Origin of the sequence: Aureimonas endophytica, assembly GCF_014642635.1 — a bacterium.
GTDB lineage: Bacteria > Pseudomonadota > Alphaproteobacteria > Rhizobiales > Rhizobiaceae > Plantimonas > Plantimonas endophytica.
Map to the genome: position 1 here is coordinate 597,835 of NZ_BMIQ01000001.1, position 24,534 is coordinate 622,368.

The window sequence follows — 24,534 nt, forward strand, 5'->3', positions numbered from 1 at the left end:
CCTCTATTTTCCATTCGCCGACCCCTTACGGAGCGGCGAGTTGCAGCCGCGCGGTGCGGCATCCGGCCGGCCGGCTCCAGCCGACCTCGCCTCCCGCGCATGACCGGGACCGCCGTGGCGGCCCCGACTCCGATCAGACCTTCTCGACCTGACCGAATTCGAGATCGACGGGCGTCGCGCGCCCGAAGATCGAAACTTCCACCTTGAGACGGGCCCGCTCGGCATCCACCTCCTGCACCACCCCGTTGAAGGAGGCGAAGGGACCGTCGGACACGCGCACCTGCTCGCCGACATCGAAGAGCACCGTCGGCTTCGGCCGGTCGACGCCTTCCTGCACCTGATGCAGGATGCTCTCGGCCTCCTTGTTGGAGATCGCGACCGGCTTGTGCGAATGCCGGTCCTCACCGAGGAACCCGGTGACGCGGGCCGTGTTCTTGACCAGGCTGATCACCTGATCGGTGAGATTCGCCTTCAGGAGGACATAGCCGGGGAAGAACTTCCTCTCGGCATCGACCTTCTTGCCGCGGCGGACTTCCACCACCTTCTCGGTCGGAACGACGATCTGCTCGATGAGGTCGGACAAGCCCTTCTGGCGAGCCTGCTCCTCGATCGACTCGGCCACCTTCTTCTCGAAGTTGGAATAGGCTTGAACGATGTACCAGCGGGCTGTCATGTCTATCGAATATTCCCGGCGTATCAGAGGCTGGCGCCTTGGATCAGGCTCATCGCATAGCCGAACACCATGTCGGCGATGAAGAAGAACGCGGATGCGAAGACGACCATCAGCATCACCATGACCGTCGAGATCGTCGTCTCGCGACGCGACGGCCACACAACCTTCGAGGTCTCGGTACGGACCTGCTGAAGGAAGGTGAAGGGGTTGGATTTCGCAGCCATACAGCGCTCACGGCCAAAGGCGCGTCGAAGCGAAGACCACCTCGCGCGCCAAAATTCTTAAGGTGAGGGCTTATTAGAGGGAAGCGAAGTGATTCACAAGTCCCGATCGAAAGCAATCACGAAATTCGTGATGTCGGGATGGTGGCAGGGGCAGAGGGGCTCGAACCCCCGACCTGCGGTTTTGGAGACCGCCGCTCTACCAACTGAGCTATACCCCTAACGAGAGCACCGATTAGTCGGCGGCGCCGATTTTGGCAAGCTCTATTCGCGCGGTCCCTGCCGGGCGGCGAGCCGCTCCTTGCGCGTCGGCGGCTTGAGGCGGCGCAGAAACGTGTCGAATAGCGCCTGGAGCCGCGTCAGCGACAGGAGGCGATCGACCATCGCGTCGGTGGCGGCCAGCCGGTCGGCTACGGTCTCGGCGGCCGCGAGGCCCACGTCCTCGCGCGCAATCTCGGGGAACCGCCGCGCGAATCGCTGGAGCGGCGAGCCCGACGCGCCCTCCTCGCCGAGCGACAGCCGGCCGGCGCGTTCGAGCAGCCGCAGCGCCGTCTGCTCGAAGGACCAGTCGTGATCCCTGAAGAGCTTCCATTGCAGGCTGCGCCGCGCGGAGAAGCCGGCCAAGAGAAGGTTTCGGCCGAACCGCTGTTCGGCGAGCCAGACGCCAAGGGCGAAGCCGCTCGTCGCCACATGGCCGGACGGATAGAAATCGGCATATGCGCCGGAGAGGTCGAGATGGCCGACCGGCCGTGGTCCGAACTCCTCGCGGCGGCTGAAGGTCTCGCGCGGGCCGACCTTTAGATTCAAAATGCCGGCGAAACTCGCGGCGGCGAAGGGTTCCACCACGCGCTCGACCTCGCGACGGTAGACGATATTGGCTCCCGCCTCGCTCGACCGGGCGACGAGCAGCGCCGGCCGCTCGAACCGGCCCGCGAGTATCTTGTAGGTCTTGTTGAAGAATACGAAGAGCGCCCCCGGCCCGGCCGTCGCCATCAGGTGCTCCAGGTCTACCGCCTCGCTATTGGCGACGAGGATCACCTCGTCGAAACGCGCGAAGAACTCGCGCCATTCGCCGGCGCTCGACGGCAGGACCGGGAGATCCGAACCGGCCGCGGGAGTTGGAGCCAAATCGCTCACGCGGCGCCGCCGGAGGGGTTCTTCCCGGCCAGCAGCCGGTCGCGCGTCCGCTTCTTGCGCGATGGCGGCCGGATGCGGCGCAGGAAATCGCGGATCGCGAGCTGCGGCTTCAGCGAGGAATAGATGTGATCGAGCACCCGGTTGGTGCCGCCCAGGCGGTGCGACAGCACCTCCATGGCCGTGGTCGAGAGCTCCTCCGGCGTGATCTCCGGAAAATCCGCCATCAGGGCGCGCGACGGCCATCGGTCGAAATAATTGCCGGCGCGGAAGAGCCGAAGCCGGTCGTTCTTGTACATCAGGTTGAGGACGATCTGTTCCCAGGTCCAGTCGTGCGAATCGAACACGCGCCACTCGGCTTCTCGGACGCCGCTGAAGCCGGAAAGATAGATCGGCATCGGCAGGTTCTGCTGCGCCAGCCAGACGGCCAGGGCGAAGCCCGAGCTCGGCCAGCGCTGGCCGGCGGGATACATTCGCTGCGCCCAGGTCTCGAGATCGAGAAACCCGGCCGGGACCCCGCGAAACTCCTCCGGCTTCGAGAAGACCTCCTTGTCGCGGGCGCGCATGTTGAGGACGCCGTGGAAATTCGGCCCCTCGAGCAGCGACAGGACCTCGGTCAGTTCGTTGCGATAGACGAGCGCCGAGCCGACCGGCGTCGAGCGCGAGATCAGCAGGCAGTCGCGGTGAAACGGCGCGTCGAGGATGCGGTAGACGCGGTTGAAGAAGACGAAAATCGGGCGCTCGCCGATCTCTGGCGCGGCGAGCACCGCCGCCGCGTCGCGGCTGTTGGCGACGAGCACGATGGCGGAGAAGCCGGCGAAGAAGCCCTTCGCATCGCCCGGCAGCGTCGCGATGGCCCGCTTGCCCCCGTCACCCGCCTCGGCCGAAGCCGACTGGACAGGAGCGCCTGATCCCTCGATCGCCATGGGACGCGTCAGGAGCGCTGCGTGACGTGCAGCGTGCGCTCGCGCGCCGCGAACCATTCGTCGGCGTAATCGTCCTTGGCATATTCGGTGAAATAGGGTCCGCCATCGGTGAAATGCACGTTCCGCGCCTCGGCGTCGTAGTCATATTCGTTGACGAGCCAGTTCCAGGCCGGGGGCAACGCACCGATCTGGTCGTCGTTCTCCAGCCACTTGAACTGATGGAGTTGCAGGCCCGTGGCCGTGTTCACGTAGTCCGGCGTCAGCGTCGTGCAGCGCGCATTGTTGAAGAGGATGACGCTCGACCAGTTCTTCTTCTCGTACTTGGTCTGCGTCTGGCCGAGGAACTTCGTTTCCACCTTCGGCACGTAGTCGTGCTTCACGCACATGGCGGCATAGCGCTCGTCGCGCAGCGCCCAGAGTTCGGCGATGTCGGCGCGCATTAGCATGTCGCAATCCATGAAGAGGCTCCAGCCCTCGAAATTCGAAAGGGCCGGGACGAGGAAGCGGGAGAAGGAGAATTCCGTCGTCTGCAGCGCGTTGCGCTCGCGCGTGAAGATGCCGCCGAGATTGCCGAGCACGATCGGCGAGAAGACGACCGGGATCGAGGACTTCTCGAGAATGCTCTGGACGAGCACGTGATAGGCGACCGTTTCCTTCGAATCGAAGCCGATGAAGACCCGCGCGACGTCCAAGCTCATGCGACGAAACCTCTCAAACCTTTGGCGATGCGGCGCTGGCGTCTTACGCCCCGGCGCGACGGGCGACAACCGCCCGCGTTCGGGAAACATGCGGCGGGATCGGTGGATCTGGACGACCAATGCGAGCGCGCGATAAGGCAGCGCCCGCGTCCGGCGCCGATTTCGGCTGACGGAGGCGGGGCGCCAGGTCGGCGCGCGCCTGGCCAGCAACAGGAGAAGCCGTTGAGGCGCTCGTCATCGATCTCGCGAGGCACGGCGATCCCGATCCTCATGTATCACCATGTCGTCGCGAGGCCGCCGCGAGGCACGCCGTCGCGCTATCTCTTCGTCGAGCCGCGCCGTTTCCGCGCGCAGATGCGGCTGTTGAAGCTGCTCGGCTATCGCGGCTGTTCGATGGCCGAACTCGCCCCTCATCTGCGCGGCGAAGCGAGCGGCAAAGTCGTCGGCATCACCTTCGACGACGGCTTTCGCAATGTCTACGACCATGCCCTGCCGGTTCTCGAAGAATGCGGCTTCACGGCGACGACCTATTTCGTCAGCCGGCAGGTCAACGGCCACAATGCCTGGGATACGGGCTTCCTGCCGCAGATGCCTTGCATGACGAAGGCGGAACTGCGGGATTGGCAGGCGCGCGGTCAGGAGGTCGGCGCCCACACCCTCGATCACGAGCGTCTCGCCGCCCTGCCGATAGCGGCGGCCGAGCGCCAGATCGCCGGCTCCAAGGCGGAACTCGAGGACATGATCGGCCGCCCCGTCGAGGCCTTCAGCTATCCTTATGGCAGCTTCAGCGAAGCCGTCGTCGAGATGGCGCGCGGCTCCGGCTTCACCACGGGGACGACGACACTGTCCGGCAAGGCGACCGCGACGCACGATCCGTTGCGCCTGCCGCGCATGACCGTCGGCGGGTCGGACGGCTATCTGCGCTTTCTCGGCCGGAAGATCTTTTAAGCCCGTTCGAGCATCATGCTGTCCGGCGCATGCGACGATGGCGGCGCTTCGGACCAGACGGACTGCCCGTCGAGCAGATGTTTCTCGATGCCGCGCGTCTCGCGCCAGGCGCGACCGAGATCCTCGATAAAATAATCGCCGATTTCACCGACGACGCGGTTGCGCAGGCGCAGGACATGCGCCTCCAAGCTCGGATTGAGCCCCCGGCAGAACTGCTTTTCGGGGTCGAAACGCGGATCGAGGAGACGTGCGGCCGACCGCGCGACGCTGCCCCGGTAGAAGGAGGGGCTGGTGAGAAAGTTCGGGATCCTGATCTTCATCGGCAGCGCGAGGCCGAAGAGCCGGCGTGACCGCTTGATGGTGCAGAAAGGCCCCTTGGCGGCGATGTCCCAATTCTTGTTGGCGTGATTGAAACTCACCTGCGCCGTCCGCTTCTCGGCGAAGAATGGCAGGATGTCGGCCGGCGCGACCGGTTTTCGCAACAGCCAGTCGTCTTCCAGGTGAAGAACGATTTCCGCGCGGCTGGCGGCCCAGACACGTGCGACCGCCGCCGCGAAACCGGCTTCGTTCGGATGGAAGATTTCCGCCTGCGGATCGTAGGCACGGATGAGTTCGGCGCATTCCTCGCCGGCTCGCGACGTCCCGAACACCGGATCGATATTGGCGATCACGCGTTGCAGCGCGAAATTGCGAAACAGATTCCGATCGAAGGAGTCGAGCGTGCGGACGAGCAGGTCCGGTCGCCGAGTCGCGACTATACATACATCGATCGATGGCATGGCGGCAGCGGAGACCAGACGCTGTTACGGATCGGCGCCGAAGAAAATCGGCAACCCGTAGCCATCTAACAGGTTTTCCAGCAGCAACGCCAGATCAAACTTTCACTGAGCTTATAGCGTCTGCGGCTTTGTTGAAACCCCTGCCCTGCAAGGCTTCGTCGTTTCGCGACGGCTGAGCGCTTCGTCTGTCCGGCGTTCGGGAAGCGGGCGACGGACGACGATACGTCGCCGGAGGAGCCTATGATGGCTCCGCGCGCCGATTGCCTTGTAACGTCAACGCGATATCCCAAGAGCTTCGGATCGAACGCCGCTTCCGCGTGAGGAATTGTCGCGTGCTTCGCTCCCTCATCGAGCGACAAGCCAGGCCGCGATGTTCTATCCCGTCGAGACCGCCAGCCACTGGAAAGGCATCGGTCGCCTCACCCTTCGGAAGCGTTTCTCCGCCTTCAGGCGCGATCGGCGGCAGCGCCAGGCGATGGCGGCGCATGCGCCAGTGGATCTCGTCCCCCTCCATCGCGCGAGCGGACCGCTTCTGCGCTCGGACGTCGTTCTTCTCTGCGTCACCCGCAACGCCATGGCGTTCCTGCCCTCGCTGCTGGCGCATTATCGAAGGCTCGGCGTCAAGCGCTTCGCCTTCGTCGATGACCGCTCGGGCGACGGCTCGCGCGAATGGCTGGCGGCCCAGCCGGATGTCGATCTCTTCGGCTCGCGGGCCAGCTTTCGCGACAGCGAGGGCGGCCTCACCTGGCGCGACATGCTCGTCGCCCATTACGGCTATGGCCGCTGGTATGTGTCGATCGACAGCGACGAGTATCTCGTCTTTCCCGGCTACGAGACGCGCGGCCTCGCCGATTTCATCCTCGACCTCGAACGGGTTCGCTCGAAACGCGTCCATGCGGTGATGCTCGATCTCTATCCCGAGGGGCCGCTCGGCGCGGTCGCGCCGCCGCCCGCCGCCGAGACCTTTCCGGCCGAGGTCTGTCCCTTCTACGACGGCACGGACTACGCGATCGCCAACGAGAAATTCGGCACGGCCGTGCGGGGCGGGCCGCGCCGGCGCCTGTTCGGCGCCGATATGCGGATCAGCAAGTTCCCGCTGCTCCTTGCCGACCGGGCGACGCGCTTCGCCAGCGGCAGCCATCACGGCCCCCTGCCGCTCGCCCGCAATTACGCGCCCGTCCAGGCGGTTCTCCTCCATCACAAGTTCGGCGCCGGTTCGGTCGCGACCTTTCGCCGGATCGCCTCCGAAGGCACCCATGCGAACGGCTCGATCTTCTATCGACGGATCGTTGAGAAGGACGGCTTCGACGAGACCGCCATTCTGCATTTCGACGGATCGCGGCGGTTCGAAGGGTCCGAGAAGCTCGTCCGCGACGGCATGATGCAGGATCTCCGCCGCCCGCTCCGGCTCTGACGGCGCGCGCGGTTGATCGGGACGGAGCGCCCCGCTAGTCTCGAAAGCCTCGCGCCTGCCGTGCCTTAGCCGAAATTCCCGCTCGAAAACGGATCGTCCGCAATGTCCGCCATACCCCTTCGGAACGACAGGCCCGCCGCCGAGGCCTCGACGCGGGTCGATCCGCCGATCCGCGTCCTCTATGCGCTCGACCAGTTTCCGCAACTGTCCGAATCCTACATCAATGCCGAGATCGAGCGCATGCTCGAATGGGGCGTCGAGGTGGAGGTCTGGTCCTCGACCAGCCCGAAATCGGAAGGCCGGCCGGTCGACGTGCCCATTCATCGCGGCACGCTGGTGGAGACGATCCAGCGCCGGAAACCGGAGATCGTCCACACCCATTGGACGCAGAGCGCCCTGAAATACAAGGACGCCGCCAAGCGCATGGGCGTGCCGATGACGGCGCGCGGCCATTGGCATTTCGTGCCGAAGCAGATCCAGAAGGTGGAGGACGAGCCGACAATCGTCCGGCTCTTCATGTTCCCGCATCTGGCGAACAAGTGGAAGAGCATGACCGATAAGATCGTGCCGATGCTCGCCTGCTACCATCACGAATGGGTGGCGCCGCGCCGGCCGAAGAACCGCAAGATGCTGATGCGCACCGCCGCCTGCAAGCGCTCCAAGGATCTGGCGAATTTCATCCGCATCGCGGCCAAGCTGCCGGACTACCGCTCCGTGATGATCCTCTGCAGCCTTGGCCCGAACGATTATTATCGCGAGCTAGAGGCGCTGAACCGCGAACTCGGCAGCCCGGTCGAGATGGTGCGCGACATCACCTACGAGGAGGTCGCCGCCTACATGGCGGAGGCGGGCCTCTACGTCCACACCTACGATCCGGACGTCTCCTTCGGCATGCCCGTCTCGATCGTCGAGGCCATGGCGGCGGGCTGCACGGTGCTCGCGCGCGATGTCGAGGGCGCGAGCGCCTATCTCGGCGACACCGGCCGCGTCTACAAGGATCTGGACGAGGCCGCCGCGCTGGTGCGCGCGACCGAAAGTTGGTCGGAGCTCGAATGGCAGGAGGCCGAGCGGCGCTCGCGCGAGCGCGCCGCGCGCCATTTCGATGACCGGCAGATCCTCGTGCCGCTGCTCGACACCTGGAAGGACATCGCCGCCGAGCGGCGCGCGGCCGGCGACGAGTCTCTCTCGATGGTCGAAAAGTTCCGGCGCTGGAGCGGCCTCGGCTACAAGCGGGTCTGACGCTTCGGCCACCGCCGCTCGCGGCGGGGCCGGAGATCCGGGCAAGAAAAAAGGCGGGCCCTGCGGCCCGCCTTTTTCGTTTCCAGCACCGCGCGGCCTGTTGAGCCGCGCGGTTTGCTTTTGCGGTGTATGTCTTACTCGACGATCGAGGAGACGATGCCGGCGCCGACGGTGCGGCCGCCTTCGCGGATGGCGAAGCGCAGCTTCTCTTCCATCGCGATCGGAACGATCAGCTTGACGTCCATCGTCACGTTGTCGCCCGGCATCACCATCTCGGTGCCCTCGGGAAGCGTCACCACGCCCGTCACGTCCGTCGTGCGGAAGTAGAACTGCGGACGGTAGTTGGTGAAGAACGGAGTGTGGCGGCCGCCCTCTTCCTTGGTCAGGATGTAGGCCTCGGCCTTGAACGTCGTGTGCGGCTTCACCGAACCCGGCTTGCACAGAACCTGGCCGCGCTCCACGCCCTCGCGGTCCACGCCGCGAACCAGCGCGCCGATGTTGTCGCCCGCCTGGCCCTGGTCCAGAAGCTTGCGGAACATCTCGACGCCCGTCACCGTCGTCTTCTTCGTGTCGCGGATGCCGACGATCTCGACTTCCTCGCCCACCTTCACAACGCCGCGCTCGACGCGGCCCGTCACCACCGTGCCGCGGCCCGAAATCGAGAATACGTCCTCGATCGGCATCAGGAACGGCTGGTCGATCGGGCGCTCCGGCGTCGGGATATAGGCATCCACCTGCGCCATCAGCTCGCGAACCGCGTTCTCGCCGATCTCCTTGTTGGAGTCCTCCAGCGCCGCCAGCGCCGAACCCTTCACGATCGGAATGTCGTCGCCCGGGAACTCGTAGCTCGACAGAAGCTCGCGGATCTCAAGCTCAACCAGCTCCAGAAGCTCCGCGTCGTCGACCTGGTCCACCTTGTTCATGAACACCACGATCGCCGGAACGCCCACCTGGCGCGCCAGAAGAATGTGCTCGCGCGTCTGCGGCATCGGGCCGTCCGCCGCCGAACACACCAGGATCGCGCCGTCCATCTGCGCCGCGCCCGTGATCATGTTCTTCACGTAGTCCGCGTGCCCGGGGCAGTCCACATGCGCATAGTGCCGAGCCGGCGTCTCGTATTCCACATGCGCCGTCGAAATCGTGATGCCGCGCGCCTTCTCTTCCGGCGCCGCGTCGATCTGGTCGTACGCCTTGTATTCCCCGAAATACTTCGTGATCGCCGCCGTCAGCGACGTCTTCCCGTGGTCAACGTGCCCAATCGTCCCAATGTTAACGTGCGGCTTCGTCCGCTCAAACTTACCCTTGGCCATCAGGCGCTCCTCAGGAATTCAGTTCGGGCGCGACATACTGGCGGAGCAACGGAATAGCAAGGGCGCCGGAGGCCGGCGCCGGCGGCATTATCGTTTTGCCGCCCGTTCATCGCTCTGGAAAAGCTTCAGATAGCGACGGGCATAGAGCGGCATGCGCGCCTTCCGGTCGCCCTTGAAATGCAGGATGCGGGTGAAGAGAGGGTAAAGGCCGAGCCGGAGCATCCAGGGGCGCGGCGTGCGATTGTAGAGCCGACCCGGCGCGAAGCGCACCGACAGCCCCTCGCGCTCGGCCGTCACCGTCTGGTAGCGCCCGGCGCGCGGGGGCGCGAGGAGCCGCGCCAGGGCCACCTGGTCGCCATACCACCGCTTTTCCTCCTCCGGCAGATCGGCGCAGACCGCATGGAGCCGGTCGAAGAAGCGGCAGACCTCGGCATGCGCCTCGGTCCGTGCGACGATCAGCCCCGCATTGATCGGCATGGCCGCGAAGCGGCGATGGGTGACCGCGAGATTAGCGCCCGGCGCCAGAAGTTCATCGAAGCGGCGCATGACGAGCATGTCGGTATCGAGAAAGACGACCACGGTGCCCGGCACGACGCTCCGCACATAGTCGCGATATTCGCGCAGCCGCTCCACCATGACGTGATTCGGGTCGAGCTCGCGCGTTTGCAACCGGACGATCGACCCGACGCCCGATTCAGCACCGAGCGCGTTCGTCAGGAGCACCACCTCGGCTCGCGGGTAGAGAGCGAGAATCGAACGGGCCAGCAGCGTCACGAGCCCGCCCATCTCCGGGTCGCGCTGCCGGAAGACATAGGCCATGACGAAATGTAGCGGCGCTTCGCCGGCGACGGCCGGATCGGTCGATGACATCAGACCGTTCCAAGTCGGCGGCTGGTGGGCAAGGCGGAGCGAAATGGAGCGGGTAGCGGGAATCGAACCCGCATATTCAGCTTGGAAGGCTGCTGCTCTACCACTGAGCTATACCCGCGCTGCGGCAATGATAAGCCAGTCGATGACGACCTGCAACGCTTGTTCGGCTGGTGGAGGGGGTTGGATTCGAACCAACGTAGGCTGAGCCAACGGATTTACAGTCCGTCCCCTTTAACCACTCGGGCACCCCTCCAGCCCGGTCGCGAGCGCCTCGGCGCCGCCCCGGAGAAGCGGGAACTCGTTGCCGTCGTCCCCGTCCGTGGGGCGCCTTATGCAGGGGCCGCCCCGCGCTGTCAACCGAGTGGTTGAGGGGAAGATGAAGCTTTTGTAGAAGCGGCCCATGAGCGACGAGCCGAAGACCCATACGCCGAAAGACAGCCATTATGCGCGCCTGCGCCGCGCGCATCGCGACCGCACGGCGACGCCCGGCGAGAGCGCGGCGCCGAAGCGGGCGCGGCCCCATCATCCGGGCCAGCCGGGCGCGAGCGATCGCGTGCGCCTCTACGGGCTTCACACCGTCGCGGCGGCGCTCGGCAATCCCGAACGGCGTCTTCACAAGCTTCTGGCGACGCGCAACGCGCTGGCGCGCCTGGAACTCGACACCGACGCCCTGCCCTGTCCCTTCGAGATCGTCGAGCCACGGGCGCTCGACGTCGCGCTCGGCTCGGACGCCGTGCATCAGGGCGTGATGCTGGAGGCCGAGCCGCTGCCGCAGCGCCGCGTCGCGGATCTCTCCCAGGCCTCGCTGGTTCTGGTGCTCGACCAGGTGACAGACCCGCACAATGTCGGCGCGATCCTGCGCTCGGCCGTCGCCTTCGGGGCGGGTGCCGTCATCTCCACCACCCGCCATTCCCCGCAGGAATCGGGCGTCCTGGCGAAGTCGGCCTCCGGCGCGCTCGAGCATGTGCCGAGCATCCAGGTCGTCAATCTCGCGCAGGCCCTCGATGAACTGTCGGCGCAGGGCTTCCAGACCATCGGTCTCGATTCGGAAGGGGCGGAAGAGCTCGAACCTTCCTTCAAGGCTGGCCGAATCGCGCTCGTCCTCGGCTCGGAGGGCAAGGGTCTGCGGCAGAAGACGCGCGAGACCGTCGACGTGCTGGCACGCCTCGAAATGCCGGGCGCGATCCGCTCCCTCAACGTCTCGAACGCGGCGGCCGTCGCGCTCTATGCGGCGCGGCGGCATCTGGCTTCGGCCGAGGGCTGAACCCTCAGATCTCGACTTCGACCCGGCCGATCGGCTTCGAACAGCAGGCGAGGATATAGCCCTCCTCGATCTCGTCGTCGCGAATGCCGCCATTATGCACCATGTGCACGTTGCCGGAGACTTTCCGCGTCTTGCAGGTGCCGCAGACGCCGAACTGGCAGGCGCTCGGGATATTCAGCCCGTTCGCCTTCGCGACCGAGAGAATCGTGTCGGTCTCGGTGCATTCCGCCTCGATGCCGGATTCGGTGAAGCGGATCGAGGCGCCCCGCCCTTCCTCCGGCACGATGTCGCCCTGCGGCACGAGCTCGGCCGTCTCGACCGGCGCCTGGAAGCTTTCCTCGTGATAATGCGCCATGCCGAAGCCGGAGGCGTTGAGGATGTCGCGCACCCCTTGCATGAAGGGCGCCGGGCCGCAGCAGAAGACCTCGCGATCGTGATAGTCCGGGGCGATCAGTTCCAGCATCAGGCTGTTCAGCCGGCCGCGATAGCCGGTCCAGATGCCGTGCGGGTCCGGCCGCTCGACGACGAAGGTGACGTCGATCTCCGGCACGCGCTCCATCATCAGTTCCAGCTCGCGCCGGAAGATGATGTCGGAGGGCGAGCGGGCGCAATGGATGAACTTGATATCCGTCTTGCGCCCGTAATCGTAGACCCAGCGCGTCATCGACATCATCGGCGTGACGCCGGAGCCGGCCGAGACGAAGAGATAGCGCTCGGCCGGATGCTGCTCGAAGGTGAAGGTGCCGGCCGGGCCGAAGGCCTTCAACCGGACGCCGGGGCGCACGTTCTCGAACATCCAGCGGCCGGCGATGCTGCCGGCCTGCGCCTTCACCGTCACCGAGACGGAGAGCGGCCGCGAGGGGCTGGAGGAGAGCGTGTAGGTCCGAAGGATCGTGCCGTTCTCCGTCGGTAGTTCCAGCGTGACGAACTGGCCGGGCGCGTAGCGGAACCAGCTGTCACTCGGGGTCTGGAACGAGAAGGTGCGCACGTCCTGCGTTTCGGGCAGGACGCCGACGCATTCGAGCACCTGCGCCTTGTCGTTCCAGCGCGGCAACTCGTCGATATGCTTGTGCCGCAGCAGCGCGTTTTCCATCTGCGGAACGGCCTCAGGCGACTTCCGCCAGATGCGGCAGCCGCTCGCCGCGCAGCCGCTTGTCCATAAAGTCGCAATACCAGTCGACGAACTGGATCACGCCGCCTTCGTGGACCGCCGAATAGGGACCGGGCCGATAGGCCGGCGACAGGATGCCGATCTGATTCTCCTCGATGATCTGCCGGTCCTGGTCGTTGGTGGCGATCCAGACCTTGGTCATCTCGTCCAGCGAATAGTCGACGCCTTCCTTCGCGTCCTTGTGGACCAGCCACTTGGTGGTGACTTCCGTCTCGGTCGGCCCCTTCGGCAGGACGCGGAAGGAGACGGCATGGTCGCCCAGCATGTGGTTCCAGGTCGAAGGATAGTGGAAGAGCAGCATGGTGCCGATCTTCGGAATGGTGACGCCCTCGCTCAAAGGCCGGCTGACCGCCGCCTTGCCGCTCATCGTGTAGCTCACCGCGTCGCGGAGCAGCGGCATGCGCGCCGTGCGGAACTGGCCGAGCGGATCGATCTGGAACTTCGAGGGCAGGCCCGCCGCCTCGCAGCGCTGCCAATGTTCCTGGATCTCCGGGTCCTCATGCGCGTCGACGCCGGTGGCGCCCGGCGCTTCGGGATAGGTGCGGCAGAGTTCCGGGTGGCTGCCGGCGCAATGGTAGCATTCCCGGTTGTTCTCCCAAGTCAGCTTCCAGTTGCCCTTCTCGACGATGGTCATCTCGAAGGCGACCTTCGCCTCGGTCAGGCGGTGCGGCGCGAGATAGGGCTCGATCATGGCGCGGACCGGCTGGAAGTTCATCGGTTGCTCGGCCAGCGACACGAAGACGTAGCCCGCGACCGTCTCGCAATGCAGCGGCTTCAGGCCGAACTCGGCCGGCTTGAAGTCCGGCCCCATGTCGCGGGCGAAAAGCAGCCGCCCGTCGAGCTCGTAGGTCCATTGGTGATAGGGGCAGACCAGCTTCGCCGCCGTGCCCTTGGCGGCCGAGCAGATGCGCGAGCCGCGATGGCGGCAGGAATTGTGGAAGGCGCGAATGGTCTTCTGGCCGTCGCGGACGACGACGATCGGATAGTCGCCCACCTGCAGCGTCAGATAGCTGCCGGGCTTCGGCAATTCGCAGTCATGGCCGACGAAAAGCCAGTCGCGATACCAGATGTTCTCCAGGTCGAGCTGGTAGAAGTCGGGGTCGCAATAGAACTCCCGATCGAGGCTGAACCCCGGTTTCCGTTGCTGGAACTTGGCCAGCATTGCGTCGCGTATGGTCATGCCCTTTTCCCGTATCCTGTGACGGACGCTTCCGCACGCTTCATGGAAGGCGGGAGGCCTGACGGGGAACCGATGGTGCCGGCTGTCCCCGCCGTCCGGTTTTCGAGGCGCTCGCGAAGGGCGGGCGCTGTCCGATGGGCAAGTCTCCGCCGAATGGGCCGGCCGGGCGCCGACAAAAGCGACAAGCCGCCGCGCTAGCTACGACATGCCGTCGCCTCTGCCGCTCAGAGAGAGGCGACGAGCCGCGATTCGGGCGGCGCGAAGCCGAGGCGCAGGCTCATCGCCGACTTGTCCGCCACGAGATCGGCGATCGTGTAGCCGGCCAGCACCTCCAGAAAGGCTTCCAGCGCCTCGTGCAGCGCGCCGTTCAGACCGCAATTGCCGATCAGCGGGCAATCGCTGCCGCCCGGCTCGAAACATTCGGCGAGGGAGAAGTTCTCCTCCGTCGCCTCCACGACGGCGCGCAGGGTGATCGCCTCCGCCGGCTTGCGCAGTCGGATGCCGCCGTTGCGGCCGCGCACCGTCTCGACGAAGCCGGCCTCGACGAGCGGTTGGAGGATCTTGAACAGGAACAGTTCCGAGACGGAATAGGCGAGCGCGATCTCGGCGACTCGACTGAGCTTCTCGCCGCGCATCGCGCAATACATCAGCATGCGGATGGCATGATTGGTCTGGCGCGTCAGCCGCATCACTCGTCTCCAGGATGCCGGAATCGACCGGCATCTCCACCTTAGAAAGATTCCAAGGAAATTGAAGGCGAAATTAAGTCGGCTATCGAGCGATTCCGCCGATCGGCCTCAGCCGGCGGCCTCCGGTTCGAAATTCATCGCCACGCCGTTGATGCAGTAGCGCAGGCCGGTCGGCGGGGGACCGTCCTCGAAGACATGGCCGAGATGGCTGCCGCAACGGCTGCAATGGACCTCGGTGCGCACCATGCCGTAGCTGCGATCGACGGAGACCTCGACCGAGCCGTCCACCGGATCGTTGAAGCTCGGCCAGCCGGTGCCGCTCTCGAACTTGCGACGCGACACGAAGAGGTCCTGGCCGCAGCCGGCGCAGGAGAAGGTGCCGTCCCGCTTCTCGTAGTTCAGGGCGCAGCTGCCCGGCCGTTCCGTGCCGTGCTGGCGCATGACCGCATATTGCTCCGGCGTCAGCAGCCGGCGCCATTCGTCGTCCGTATGGGTCACGGGAAACTTCGCGACATCCATGGTTTCACCTCATCGATCGTTTCGAACCATAGGTAGTCGCTCGGCCCCCGAATGCAAAAGCCCTCCGCCGGCGGGCGGCGGAGGGCGAAGGCGGAAGGACCGTCGATCAGCGCGCCGGCGGCGGGGGCGGCAGCGGCAGGGACTTCGCCTGGTCGAGCATCTTCGCCGCGATGTCGGCGCAGGCCTGCATCGGCTCGTCGTCGGCGCATTTCACGTCGAAGCGGAACGGACCGTTCTGGATGCGGAAATGGGCGGCCTTCGACGGCGGGGGCGGCGGCGGCATCATGCCGCGCGGGCCCATGCCGTGGCGCGGGCCCTTCGGCCCCGGACCGTGATCGCGCGGACCGCCGGGCGGCGGCGGGGGCGGCATGTCGGCCATGTCCTCATCGCCCGCAGGGCCCATCTGATCGTCGTCGCCGGCATCGGGCGCCGCCATGCGGGCGTCGTCCTTGGGAGCGGCGGCGGGAGGCGCCGGCGGCGGAGGCGGCGTCTGGCTCTGGGCGAGCGCGGCGCCGCCGAAGAGACAGAGGCTCATCGCGGAGGCGAGGAGAAGCTTCGTGTTCATACTCGATTTTCCTAGATTGGAGCCGGTAGGCGCTCAGTAAGCGCACTACGGGCCGAAAGGTTGCTCAAGTTTTGTGCGTCAACGCTGAGCAAGTTTGCGTCAGCGTTGGGCGAGTTCGGCCGGCCCGTGGGGATGCGGTCCCCTCGGCGGCTTCGGGGGCCCAAGATCGACCACCTTGCCGCTGGCCTCGACCAGCATCTCGGCGCGCAGCACGCCATGGTCGAAGCGGCCCTGCGCGGTGATCGTCTCGCCCTTGGCGGCAAGGCTGCGGCCCTCGCCTTCCGGCCCGGTCTCGACCAGCGCCCGGCCGGAGCCGTCGTCCACCACCAGCTTGTTGCCGAAGATCTCGGCGACCTGCCCCTTGATCGCTGCCGGGCTGTCGTTTTCCAGCGACGCGATGGCGGCGGGTTGCAGGACGAGTGTCGCATGGCGGTGCACGCCGATCAGCGCCGTGCTGGCCCCGCCGGCGACGAGGCCGAGAACGAGGGCGCCCGCCGTCGCGAGTCCGATCCGGCGCCGGCCCGTGGTCCCGAAGATGGAACGTCTCGGCCGTTCCGGCTCCGGTCGCGGCGCCGCCGGCTCGCCCGCTTCGTTGTCGATCACCATCACGGTTCCTCCTTTGCGGTTCGTGATGACGCCCTTGTCGCAGAGCCGCGTCCAATCCCGCCTGAACCGTGCCGTTCAGAATCGGTTCAGCCGCGTGGACTAGCGCTGCCCGCCCGTTATCTCCCCGTCTCTTCAGCCCGTCCGGAGGTTCCCGTTGAAGATCCTGCTCGTCGAGGACGATGCCTCGCTCGGCGCGAAGATCGCTGAGCAGTTGAAGCGCGAAAACTTCACCGTCGACCACGCGGCGAACGGCGAGGACGGGCAGCATCTCGGCGACACCGGGACTTATGACGCGGCGGTGCTCGATCTCGGCCTGCCGCTCGTGCCCGGCATCGAGGTGCTGCGGGCCTGGCGCAAGGCGGGGCGGACGCTGCCGGTGCTGATCCTCACCGCGCGCGACGGCTGGTCGGAAAAGGTCGAGGGCTTCAAGGCGGGCGCCGACGACTATCTGATGAAGCCGTTCCGGATCGAGGAACTTATCATGCGCCTGCGCGCCCTGGTGCGTCGCGCCAATGGCCATGCCGAGACCCGCATCGTCTGCGGCCCCCTCGCCTATGACGCGCAGCTCGGCAGTTTCGAACTCGACGGGTTGCCGCTGCGGCTCACCGGTCTCGAATGGCGCGTTCTGTCCTGCCTCGCGTTGCGCAAGGAGCATGTCGTCGCCCGCGCCGATCTCTTCGAACGCGTTTACGACGGCGATGCCGAAGTCGATTCCAATTCGGTCGAGGTCATCGTCGCGCGGTTGAGGCGCAAGATCGGCGCCGAACGGATCGAGACCGTGCGCGGCCACGGCTATCGGCTGACGGCCGGAACCCCATGAGACTGCCCCGACCGCAATCGCTGCGCGGCCGGCTGATGCTGATCGCCGCCGTCGCGACGCTCGTCGCGACGCTCCTGGCCGCCGTCGCCATGGGCCTCGCGCTGCAGGGCTTCGTCACCCGGCAGATCGACCAGCGACTCGACAGTCAGGCCGCCGCGATCCTCGGCGGGTTGGAGCGCGGCCCGGACGACAGCCTGCGCCTCGCCTATCCCGTGGACGGGCCGCCCTTCGACCGGCGCAATCCCGGCTGGTTCTGGCAGGTGGAGGCCGGCGGCGAGGCGCGGCTCCTGTCAGGCTCGCTGCTCGGCGCCGAGCCACTGCACCCTCTGCCCGACGAGGCCGAGCCGCCCCGCCGGCGGCCCCCCGGTCCGCCGCTCCGGTCCCGGCCCGTCGCGATCGCCGACGACGAGCGGCTTCATGCGCGCCGGCTCGCCGGCAATGTCGGCGGCCTGCCGGTCGAGATCGTCGTCACCGCCCCGCGTCAGGCGATCGCCGGCCCCATGGGCGAAGCCTTGACGCCGGTGCTTCTGTCCATGCTGGCGCTCGGCATCGGTCTCGTCGCCGCGATCTGGGTGCAGGTGCGCTACGGGCTGCGGCCGCTGGAGGCGCTCCGGCAGGACCTCGCCGCCGTGCGCGACGGCAGGGCCGAGGCCATTCCGGTGGATCAGCCGAGCGAGATCCGCCCGCTGGCGGCCGAGCTGAACGCGCTGCTGCGCGAGAACGAGGCCGGCCTGGAACGCGCCCGCCGTCACGTCGCCAATCTCGCCCATGGGCTGAAGACGCCGCTCGCCGATCTCGCTCTGTCGCTCGCGGCGGCGGAGCGCGACCCCGACGGCACGGCCCGGCATCTCGTGGAGGACATGGATCGGCGCGTGCGCCATCACCTCGCCCGTGCGCGGGCGGCGGCGCTCGGCGGCTCGGCCCGGGCCGCCGTGCCGCTGCGCGAACGCGCCGCCGATCTTCTATCCGTCCTGTCGCGCATCCATCGCGAGCGCGACCATGCCGTGTCGATCGAGATCGCGCCGGAGCTCCGCGTCGCCTGCGAGACGCAGGATCTCGACGAGATGCTCGGCAATCTTCTCGACAACGCCTTCAAATGGGCCCGTTCGCGGGTGTGCGTCGCCGCCGAGCCGGCGGGAAGCGAGCTGATCGTCCGGGTCGAGGACGACGGGGCGGGCCTCGCGGCGGACGAGGTGCCGGAAGCCCTGGTGCCTGGGCGGCGCCTCGACGAGATGCAGCCGGGCCATGGCTTCGGCCTGTCGATCACCCGCGAACTGGCCGAGCTCTATGGCGGCTCGCTGGCGATCACCCGATCCGGCCTCGGCGGCCTTTCGGCGACGCTGCGCCTGCCGGCCGCGCGCGGCTGATGCCCGTCAGCGCCGGAGCGCGACCGGCTCCGGCACCGCTTTCGCCCGGCGCCCAAGCAGCCCCTGCACGACGAAGACCAGGAGGGTCGCGACGCCGAGGCAGGCGGCCAGGAACAGCATCGGCGCCAGATCGCTGCCCGTCCAGTCGCGGATCGCCGGTACGACGGTCTGCGCGACGAAGCCGCCGAGATTGCCGACCGAATTGATCGCCGCGATGCCGGCCGCCGCCGTCGCGCCGGACAGGAAGGTCGGCGGGAGCGACCAGAAGACCGGCTGGCCGGCGAAGATCGCCGCGGCGGCGATGCAGAGACAGGAGAATTTCAGCGCCGCTCCGGGCACGATCGTGCTGGCGACCAGCATCGCCGCCGCGAGCAGGGCCGAGCCAGCGATGTGCCAGGTCGTCTCCCCCGTCTTCGCCGAATGGCGCGGCACCCACCAAAGGGCGAAGGCGACGACGATCCAGGGAATGATGTTGAGGAAGCCGTTCACCGTGTTCGAGACGCCGAAGCCCTTCACCACCGTCGGCAGCCAGTAGCTGAGGCCATAGGCGGCGAGCGGAAAGGCGACATAGAGCAGCGCCAGCAGCACCACCCGGCGATCGAGCAGCACCTTCAGGGGATTTTCGTGCGGCACGCCCGGCTGGCTCGCCCGCTCGCGCGCCAAAGTCTCGTCCAGCCAGCGCTTTTCCTCTTCCGGCAGCCAGGCGGCCTTCTGCGGCCGATCCGGCAGGATCAGAAACACGACGACGGCGAGAAGAAGAGCCGGAACGCCGGTCGCCAGGAACACCCATTCCCAGCCCCGGAACCCGAGCAGCCCGTCGAGATCGAGAAGCACGCCGCCGATCGCCGCCCCGACGGCATTGGCGATGGCGCTGGCGATCATGAACCAGCCGATCATCCGGCCGCGATGGCTCTGCGGAAACCAGAGCGTCAGCGCATAGAGCACGCCCGGAAAGAAGCCGGCCTCGGCGACGCCGAGCAGGAAGCGCAGGATGTAGAACATCACCGGCCCGCTGGTGAAGCCGAGGAGAATGGTGATGAGGCCCCAGGTCGCCATGATCCGGGTGAACCAGATGCGGCTGCCGACCTTTTCCAGGATGAGGTTCGAGGGCACCTCGAACAGGAAATAGCCGATGAAGAACAGGCCGGCGCCGAGGCCGAAGGCCGCCTCGCTCAGCCCGAGATCGCCCACCATCTGCAGCTTGGCGAAGGAGATGTTCTGACGATCGATATAGGCGATGAGATACATCAGCATCAGCAGCGGCATCAGCCTGAGGCTGATGCGCCGGATCGTGCGCTCGCCGATCGCGCCCTCGCTTGGCTCCATCGCGGTCCTCCCTCCCCGTCCCCATAGGCGTTTCCGCCTATCTGGCGCGGGCCGGGCCGCTTAGAAGGCGGCGAATTCCTCCGCCGTCGGATAGGATTTCTGCGTGCCGCGCTTCAGCGTCGATTGCGCGGCATAGCGGGCCGCGAGCTTCAACGAGGCCTCGACATTGCCGGTCGAGACGTAGAAATGCGCGAAGGAGCCGATGAAGGCGTCGCCGGCGCCCGTCGTATCCACCGGCTCCACCGGAAAGGCGCGGATCGGCACCGCCTTCTCGCCTTCGACCAGCAGCGCGCCCTTCGCGCCCATCGTGACGATCACGCAGCGCGTGCCGGCCGCGATCAGCTTGCGCGCCGCCGCCTCGCAGCTCGCTTCGTCCGTCACGGCCATGCCGGTGAGCAGCGCGAGTTCGGTCTCGTTCGGCACGAGGAAGGTCGCGTCGCGGATGCGCGCCGGGTCGAGATCGGCGGCGGCCGGCGCCGGGTTCAGCAGCACCTCGATGCCGTGGCGATGCCCGAACTCGATCGCGTGATAGACGACGTCCAGCGAGGTCTCGAGCTGAAGCAGAATCAGGCGGCAAGTGGCGAGCTCGGCTTCCGCCGCATCGACATCGGCGGGCGAGAGTTCGGCATTCGCGCCCTTCACGATGATGATGCGGTTCTCGCCGTTCGGCTCGACCATGATCGGCGCGACGCCGGAGGACATGTTCGCGACCCGCCCGACATGGCGGGTGTCGATGCCGTTCGCCTCGAAATTGCGGATCTGCTCCGCGCCGAAACTGTCGTCGCCGACCTTGGTGATCATCAGGACCGAAGCGCCGAGCCGCCCGGCCGCGACCGCCTGATTGGCCCCCTTGCCGCCGAAGCCGATCTCGAAGGACGGCGCCTCGATCGTCTCGCCCGCCTCCGGCACCCGCGTGACATAGGTCACGAGATCCATGTTGTTCGAGCCGATCACGGCGATGCGTGGCGTCATCTCATCTCCTCCGCGCGAACGGGTCGCGCCGGTACGATTTTCCATGATCGCGCCCGGCAGAACAAGGGTCGGGGCGCCTCAGCCGAGTAGGCCGCGCGCCTTCAGATTGCGCATCAGCGCGCGCCCGCCCATCCACCAGCCTTCGACGGCATCGGTCGGCCGGACGCAGTTCACGAGGGCGCCGAGCGCCGGCGTGGCGATGGTGACGACGTCGCCCGCCTTGTGGGTGAAGCCGCGCCCCGGCTCGTCGCGGTCCTGGATCGGCGCGAACATCGTGCCGAGAAACAGCGCGAGCCCGTCCGGATAGGCATGATGGGCGTTGATCGCCTGCGCCGCGAGATCGGCCGGATCGCGGCTGATCTCGGCCATGGAGGACCGGCCTTCCAGCCGGTAGCCTTCCGGCCCGTCGACGGTCAGCGACAGTTCCGCGCCGCGCACGTCGTCGAGCGAGAAGCGCTCGTCGAACAGGCGGATGAACGGGCCGATTGCCGCCGCGCCATTGTTGTCCTTCGCCTTGCCGAGGAGCAGCGCCGAGCGCCCTTCGACATCGCGCAGATTGACGTCGTTGCCGAGGCTGGCGCCGACGACCGTGCCCTCGGACGAGACGACGAGCACGATTTCCGGCTCGGGATTGTTCCAGGTGGAGGCGGGATGGACGCCGATATCGGCGCCGCAGCCGACCGCCGACAGCGGCTGGCCCTTGGTGAAGATCTCGGCATCGGGGCCGATGCCGACTTCCAGATACTGGCTCCAGGCCCCCGCCTCGATCAGCGCCGCCTTGAGGCGCGCCGCCTCTGGCGAGCCGGGCCGCAGGCGTCGCAGATCGTTGCCGATGAGGTCCTCGATCGTCCGGCGCACGCCTTTCGCGGCCTCGGCATCGCCGCGGATCTTCTCCTCGATCACGCGCTCCAGCATGGAGACGACGAAGGTGACGCCAGCCGCCTTCAGCGCCTGGAAATCCACCGGCGCGAGGAGATGCGGTCGGCCGGCGTCGCGCGCGTCCGGCGGCGTGTTGGCGAGGATAGGCGCGATCGGCCCGAGATCCCGGCCGGCGGCTTCGCGCAGCGCGGCGGCGGGATCGGTCGTCTCGCAGAGATCGGCGACGGTCGGAAAGGCGGCGCTGATGTCGCTGGCCCGCCCGCCCGAGACGCGCACCACCGCCGGACCGCCCGCATCCGGCAGAAAGACGCGGCCGACGAGACTGACGCCCTCCGCCTCCGCCAGCTGCCCCGTCGCCGCGAGTGCCGCCTCCACGGCCTGCCTCGTCCTGTCGCCCGCCATGCCAACCTCCCTGCCCTTGCCGAGCGAGGCAATAAGCCCGTCGCTGCGAAGCGCAACCGCCTCCGGCGTGTTTCCGGGCTCCCCTCATACGATTTTCGTGCTATTTCGCTTCGCGACGCCGGTTTAGCTCAGCGGTAGAGCAGCGGTTTTGTAAACCGAAGGTCGGGGGTTCAATCCCCTCAACCGGCACCGTCCACTCCTGCAACGATTCCAGCCGCTTAGCATCTCATGATGCGGCGCTTGGCAGCGCACTTCATGTCGCACCATGTTGCCGTCTGTTACCCTTGATTTCCAACGGTTTCCCGGCACACTCGGCTACTCCATGCGACATGGAATGCGACATGGAATGCGACATGGCCGACGGAACAGTGAAGTGGTTCAACACCGAGAAGGGCTATGGCTTCATCAAGCCCAACGACGGTAGCCCCGACGTCTTCGTGCATATCTCGGCCTTGCAGCAGGCCGGCCTTTCCAGCTTGGCGGACGGCCAAGCTATCTCCTACGACCTGATCGATGATAAGCGCCGGAACAAGACGTCGGCTGGCAATCTGCGGCTTGGATGACCGAGCGTTTCCGCGACCTCACGCCCCGCCAGATCCTCATGCTTGACCGGCTCGACGATGGCTGGGCGCACAAAGACAGCATCGGTCAGCCGATGCGCACCCTGTCGGATGCGATGCTGGCTACGGCGTTCGGGCTGATCGATCTCGACTTGGCAACGGTCTCGTTCGGATGGCACGGCATCGGCGGGGTGCGGCTGACCCAGGACGGGCGGCGGATGAGGGATAAGGGTTGAACGGATGTCCGATGACAATCGAAGGTTTCGGCACTCTCCAGAACGCGAAGCAGAGGAATTCAAGCGAGCGAACGATATCGAGGCCCGCATCATGGCGCGACAAAAACCCGGTCGCAAAGGATGTCCGTTTTGCGGACACCATGAAATGCAAACGATCGTCCGTCCTGCTATCCTCGATCAGCCTCAACAACCAATGCTGCTGACAGGCCCAACCCAGGGGTTTGGATGGCCTGTAACACTCCTCCAGTGCTCCAATTGCAGCCTCGTTCTTACGTTCATGGAAGACGAGAGGACGCTGGAAGACTGACATGGCAAGACAGAGTCCGCAGCTCGCAATCGACAACACAGGAGGAGCTCGAGGCGGCGGCCACTTGCCGCCTGCGGGCGGAGGAGGCAACTATGACGACATGGAGCCACGCGTAGCCAAACTCGAAAACGACATGACCGATATCAAGGTCTTGCTCGGAAAGATCGAGACACGGTTGGACAGCATTGATCGCAACATGGCTACAAAGTTGGATCTGTCCGAGAGCGAACGACGCATCAACGAGAGAATTGGGACAGTTGATGGTCGAGTCAGCAAACTCGAAGGTTCGCTTGAGAGCAAGCTTGGATACTGGCAGTTTGTGGGGACAGGCTTGGTCATGGCAAGCCTGACTGTCGGCGCCTTAGGATTGCTGATAAGGTGGTTCGGCGTTGCAGCGGGCACTTCGCCCTGACAGATCCGCTGCCTGACACGAATTGGCCCCGCTTCGGCGGGGGTTTCGTTTCTACAGCTACTCCACCTCAACGCGGATGTAGTCGCCGGTGTTGCCATAGCCCCAGATCTGAACGCGCACGAAGGCTCCTCCAGCGACAATTGCTGAGGCAGCCTCGCGCGACATACGGCCGGCGGCGAGCATTCCTTCCAGTATCGGGCGGTTCCCCTTGGACTCGAAGAACGAGTCGCTCATGTCGCCGCGTTGGCGGATGCCGTAGAGGTGAAAGTTCGCTCGATCCTGTCGGAGGACCTGGCCCGCCTTCGTCAGGCGCTCTCCATTAGAACTATAGAGGTCGTCGCGGCCAATGAACGCCGTGTACTCGTCGAGAAGCGCCGGGCGTCGGCTGTTCGGTGACATCACAACATCGGCCTGACCAAAGGCCGAAGTCGCGGTTGCGAGCATGACCGCGGAAGTCAGAATCAACTTGCTGAACATCGAAAGCCCCAGGCACTTACGGTCTACTATAGGTGATTCCGCGGAGCATAGCACGGTCATTGGACCGTCACTGCACCTCGACATTGGATAGCCTTCGAGTGTCCTTTCTGTTTCTGCCAGAGGACACAGTGGACGTCGACTGGGACGACGATTCCGTCTGACCTCGCGCGAGATCGTCAGACGAAGGCACATTCCCAGCACCCGAAATAGCTACCTGACTGCCGGTGCGCAGCGAGAACCCTCTTACGGAGAGCTGTACCTAAGGCTGCGTCTACGTCCGTTCCGTCAGCCAAAGCTCAGGGGAATTCTCGAAACGGCCGATACTGCCAAGATAGATGGCGATGTTGAAGCGTCGTTGGCCTTCTACGAGGATGAAGGGTGCAGGCAGTGAACGATCGCCTGATAGATCCCGCCGTGCTGCAGAAGGATGTCGCGCAGGTTCGCCCCGGCATGGGTATCACCCGGCCGCCGCCGACGCGAGGTCGGCACCACGACGCTCTCTGACTCGGCGACGATGGTCCGCAGGTTCTCCGGCATGGCCGGCGCCCGGCGGCGCGGCTTCGGAAGGAC

The 24,534-nt window shown here is 66.2% G+C and carries 28 protein-coding genes and 4 tRNA genes; 10 read left to right on the top strand and 22 right to left on the bottom strand.

Features of this window, described 5'->3' with window-relative positions; all coding sequences use genetic code 11:
• Window positions 1-133 precede the first annotated feature (133 nt).
• The 6 genes from nusG to IEY14_RS03045 all read right to left on the bottom strand — a co-directional run bounded on the left by nusG (window position 134) and on the right by IEY14_RS03045 (window position 3,652).
• A complete protein-coding gene (gene nusG / locus IEY14_RS03020) occupies window positions 134-673 on the bottom strand; it encodes a transcription termination/antitermination protein NusG (protein WP_188906723.1) in 540 nt (179 codons plus the stop codon).
• A gap of 23 nt (window positions 674-696) precedes the next feature.
• The gene (secE, locus tag IEY14_RS03025; RefSeq protein WP_188906724.1) at window positions 697-897 is read right to left on the bottom strand and encodes a preprotein translocase subunit SecE; all 201 of its coding nucleotides are present in this window, start codon (window positions 895-897) and stop codon (window positions 697-699) included.
• Between the two features lie 142 nt (window positions 898-1,039).
• Window positions 1,040-1,115: transfer RNA gene (locus IEY14_RS03030), tRNA-Trp, on the bottom strand.
• 43 nt (window positions 1,116-1,158) lie between these two features.
• The gene (locus tag IEY14_RS03035) at window positions 1,159-2,031 is read right to left on the bottom strand and encodes a 3-deoxy-manno-octulosonate cytidylyltransferase (protein WP_244639274.1); all 873 of its coding nucleotides are present in this window, start codon (window positions 2,029-2,031) and stop codon (window positions 1,159-1,161) included.
• Window positions 2,028-2,954, bottom strand: a complete 927-nt coding sequence (locus IEY14_RS03040; RefSeq protein ID WP_188906725.1) for a 3-deoxy-manno-octulosonate cytidylyltransferase — start codon at window positions 2,952-2,954, stop codon at window positions 2,028-2,030. Before IEY14_RS03040 ends, IEY14_RS03035 begins: the two co-directional genes overlap by 4 nt.
• A gap of 8 nt (window positions 2,955-2,962) precedes the next feature.
• Window positions 2,963-3,652: a glycosyltransferase family protein gene (locus tag IEY14_RS03045; RefSeq protein ID WP_188906726.1), complete on the bottom strand. Its 690-nt coding sequence runs from the start codon at window positions 3,650-3,652 to the stop codon at window positions 2,963-2,965.
• A gap of 222 nt (window positions 3,653-3,874) precedes the next feature.
• Here IEY14_RS03045 and IEY14_RS03050 point away from each other — a divergent pair, with 222 nt between their 5' ends.
• Window positions 3,875-4,600, top strand: coding sequence for a polysaccharide deacetylase family protein (locus tag IEY14_RS03050; RefSeq protein ID WP_244639275.1), 726 nt, complete (start codon window positions 3,875-3,877; stop codon window positions 4,598-4,600).
• On the opposite strand, the gene IEY14_RS03055 is transcribed toward IEY14_RS03050, so the two are convergent.
• Window positions 4,597-5,379 (bottom strand): hypothetical protein, encoded by a 783-nt coding sequence (locus IEY14_RS03055; protein WP_188906727.1) that lies wholly within the window; start codon window positions 5,377-5,379, stop codon window positions 4,597-4,599. The two genes, IEY14_RS03050 and IEY14_RS03055, sit on opposite strands and share 4 nt — an antisense overlap.
• Before the next feature lie 370 nt (window positions 5,380-5,749).
• On the opposite strand from IEY14_RS03055, the gene IEY14_RS03060 reads away from it, so the two are divergent.
• On the top strand, window positions 5,750-6,793 hold the full coding sequence (locus IEY14_RS03060; protein WP_188906728.1) for a glycosyltransferase family 2 protein: 1,044 nt from the start codon (window positions 5,750-5,752) through the stop codon (window positions 6,791-6,793).
• A gap of 102 nt (window positions 6,794-6,895) precedes the next feature.
• Entirely contained in the window at window positions 6,896-8,032 is a 1,137-nt protein-coding gene (locus IEY14_RS03065; protein WP_188906729.1) for a glycosyltransferase, read from the top strand.
• Window positions 8,033-8,166: 134 nt separating this feature from the next.
• Here IEY14_RS03065 and tuf read toward each other — a convergent pair whose 3' ends face one another.
• The 4 genes from tuf to IEY14_RS03085 all read right to left on the bottom strand — a co-directional run bounded on the left by tuf (window position 8,167) and on the right by IEY14_RS03085 (window position 10,465).
• Window positions 8,167-9,342, bottom strand: coding sequence for an elongation factor Tu (gene tuf, locus IEY14_RS03070; protein ID WP_188906714.1), 1,176 nt, complete (start codon window positions 9,340-9,342; stop codon window positions 8,167-8,169).
• Between the two features lie 87 nt (window positions 9,343-9,429).
• Window positions 9,430-10,212 (bottom strand): hypothetical protein, encoded by a 783-nt coding sequence (locus IEY14_RS03075; protein WP_188906730.1) that lies wholly within the window; start codon window positions 10,210-10,212, stop codon window positions 9,430-9,432.
• Window positions 10,213-10,256: 44 nt separating this feature from the next.
• A tRNA-Gly gene (locus tag IEY14_RS03080) sits at window positions 10,257-10,330 on the bottom strand.
• 50 nt (window positions 10,331-10,380) lie between these two features.
• Window positions 10,381-10,465: transfer RNA gene (locus tag IEY14_RS03085), tRNA-Tyr, on the bottom strand.
• 147 nt (window positions 10,466-10,612) lie between these two features.
• Here IEY14_RS03085 and rlmB point away from each other — a divergent pair.
• Window positions 10,613-11,476, top strand: coding sequence for a 23S rRNA (guanosine(2251)-2'-O)-methyltransferase RlmB (gene rlmB, locus IEY14_RS03090; protein ID WP_188906731.1), 864 nt, complete (start codon window positions 10,613-10,615; stop codon window positions 11,474-11,476).
• Window positions 11,477-11,480: 4 nt separating this feature from the next.
• On the opposite strand, the gene IEY14_RS03095 is transcribed toward rlmB, so the two are convergent.
• The 6 genes from IEY14_RS03095 to IEY14_RS03120 all read right to left on the bottom strand — a co-directional run bounded on the left by IEY14_RS03095 (window position 11,481) and on the right by IEY14_RS03120 (window position 16,206).
• Window positions 11,481-12,569, bottom strand: coding sequence for an FAD-binding oxidoreductase (locus IEY14_RS03095; RefSeq protein ID WP_188906732.1), 1,089 nt, complete (start codon window positions 12,567-12,569; stop codon window positions 11,481-11,483).
• A gap of 13 nt (window positions 12,570-12,582) precedes the next feature.
• Window positions 12,583-13,827 (bottom strand): aromatic ring-hydroxylating oxygenase subunit alpha, encoded by a 1,245-nt coding sequence (locus IEY14_RS03100; protein ID WP_188906733.1) that lies wholly within the window; start codon window positions 13,825-13,827, stop codon window positions 12,583-12,585.
• Between the two features lie 224 nt (window positions 13,828-14,051).
• A complete protein-coding gene (rirA, locus tag IEY14_RS03105; protein ID WP_188906734.1) occupies window positions 14,052-14,516 on the bottom strand; it encodes an iron-responsive transcriptional regulator RirA in 465 nt (154 codons plus the stop codon).
• 108 nt (window positions 14,517-14,624) lie between these two features.
• Window positions 14,625-15,035, bottom strand: a complete 411-nt coding sequence (gene msrB, locus IEY14_RS03110) for a peptide-methionine (R)-S-oxide reductase MsrB (protein WP_188906735.1) — start codon at window positions 15,033-15,035, stop codon at window positions 14,625-14,627.
• Between the two features lie 106 nt (window positions 15,036-15,141).
• Window positions 15,142-15,600 (bottom strand): hypothetical protein, encoded by a 459-nt coding sequence (locus IEY14_RS03115; RefSeq protein ID WP_244639350.1) that lies wholly within the window; start codon window positions 15,598-15,600, stop codon window positions 15,142-15,144.
• Between the two features lie 99 nt (window positions 15,601-15,699).
• Entirely contained in the window at window positions 15,700-16,206 is a 507-nt protein-coding gene (locus IEY14_RS03120; protein WP_188906736.1) for a hypothetical protein, read from the bottom strand.
• Window positions 16,207-16,360: 154 nt separating this feature from the next.
• Here IEY14_RS03120 and IEY14_RS03125 point away from each other — a divergent pair, with 154 nt between their 5' ends.
• Together IEY14_RS03125 and IEY14_RS03130 are read left to right on the top strand one after the other, a co-directional pair.
• Window positions 16,361-17,026, top strand: a complete 666-nt coding sequence (locus IEY14_RS03125) for a response regulator (RefSeq protein ID WP_188906737.1) — start codon at window positions 16,361-16,363, stop codon at window positions 17,024-17,026.
• Window positions 17,023-18,393, top strand: a complete 1,371-nt coding sequence (locus IEY14_RS03130) for a sensor histidine kinase (RefSeq protein WP_188906738.1) — start codon at window positions 17,023-17,025, stop codon at window positions 18,391-18,393. Before IEY14_RS03125 ends, IEY14_RS03130 begins: the two co-directional genes overlap by 4 nt.
• 6 nt (window positions 18,394-18,399) lie before the next feature.
• Here the strand turns inward: IEY14_RS03130 and IEY14_RS03135 are convergent, their stop codons facing one another.
• From IEY14_RS03135 to IEY14_RS03145, 3 genes are all read right to left on the bottom strand, one after another.
• Entirely contained in the window at window positions 18,400-19,719 is a 1,320-nt protein-coding gene (locus IEY14_RS03135) for an MFS transporter (protein WP_188906739.1), read from the bottom strand.
• Window positions 19,720-19,779: 60 nt separating this feature from the next.
• Window positions 19,780-20,691 (bottom strand): ribokinase, encoded by a 912-nt coding sequence (rbsK, locus tag IEY14_RS03140; RefSeq protein ID WP_188906740.1) that lies wholly within the window; start codon window positions 20,689-20,691, stop codon window positions 19,780-19,782.
• Window positions 20,692-20,769: 78 nt separating this feature from the next.
• The gene (locus IEY14_RS03145) at window positions 20,770-21,972 is read right to left on the bottom strand and encodes a fumarylacetoacetate hydrolase family protein (RefSeq protein WP_188906741.1); all 1,203 of its coding nucleotides are present in this window, start codon (window positions 21,970-21,972) and stop codon (window positions 20,770-20,772) included.
• A gap of 117 nt (window positions 21,973-22,089) precedes the next feature.
• Between IEY14_RS03145 and IEY14_RS03150 the strand changes: the two genes are divergently transcribed.
• The 4 genes from IEY14_RS03150 to IEY14_RS03165 all read left to right on the top strand — a co-directional run bounded on the left by IEY14_RS03150 (window position 22,090) and on the right by IEY14_RS03165 (window position 23,487).
• Window positions 22,090-22,161 (top strand) — tRNA-Thr (locus IEY14_RS03150).
• 164 nt (window positions 22,162-22,325) lie between these two features.
• Window positions 22,326-22,535 (top strand): cold-shock protein, encoded by a 210-nt coding sequence (locus IEY14_RS03155; protein WP_188906742.1) that lies wholly within the window; start codon window positions 22,326-22,328, stop codon window positions 22,533-22,535.
• Window positions 22,532-22,768: a hypothetical protein gene (locus IEY14_RS03160; RefSeq protein ID WP_188906743.1), complete on the top strand. Its 237-nt coding sequence runs from the start codon at window positions 22,532-22,534 to the stop codon at window positions 22,766-22,768. Before IEY14_RS03155 ends, IEY14_RS03160 begins: the two co-directional genes overlap by 4 nt.
• A 308-nt stretch (window positions 22,769-23,076) precedes the next feature.
• A complete protein-coding gene (locus IEY14_RS03165; RefSeq protein ID WP_188906744.1) occupies window positions 23,077-23,487 on the top strand; it encodes a hypothetical protein in 411 nt (136 codons plus the stop codon).
• A gap of 57 nt (window positions 23,488-23,544) precedes the next feature.
• On the opposite strand, the gene IEY14_RS03170 is transcribed toward IEY14_RS03165, so the two are convergent.
• Entirely contained in the window at window positions 23,545-23,964 is a 420-nt protein-coding gene (locus IEY14_RS03170) for a hypothetical protein (protein WP_244639276.1), read from the bottom strand.
• 363 nt (window positions 23,965-24,327) lie between these two features.
• Entirely contained in the window at window positions 24,328-24,501 is a 174-nt protein-coding gene (locus tag IEY14_RS03175; protein WP_188906745.1) for a hypothetical protein, read from the bottom strand.
• Window positions 24,502-24,534 lie beyond the last annotated feature (33 nt).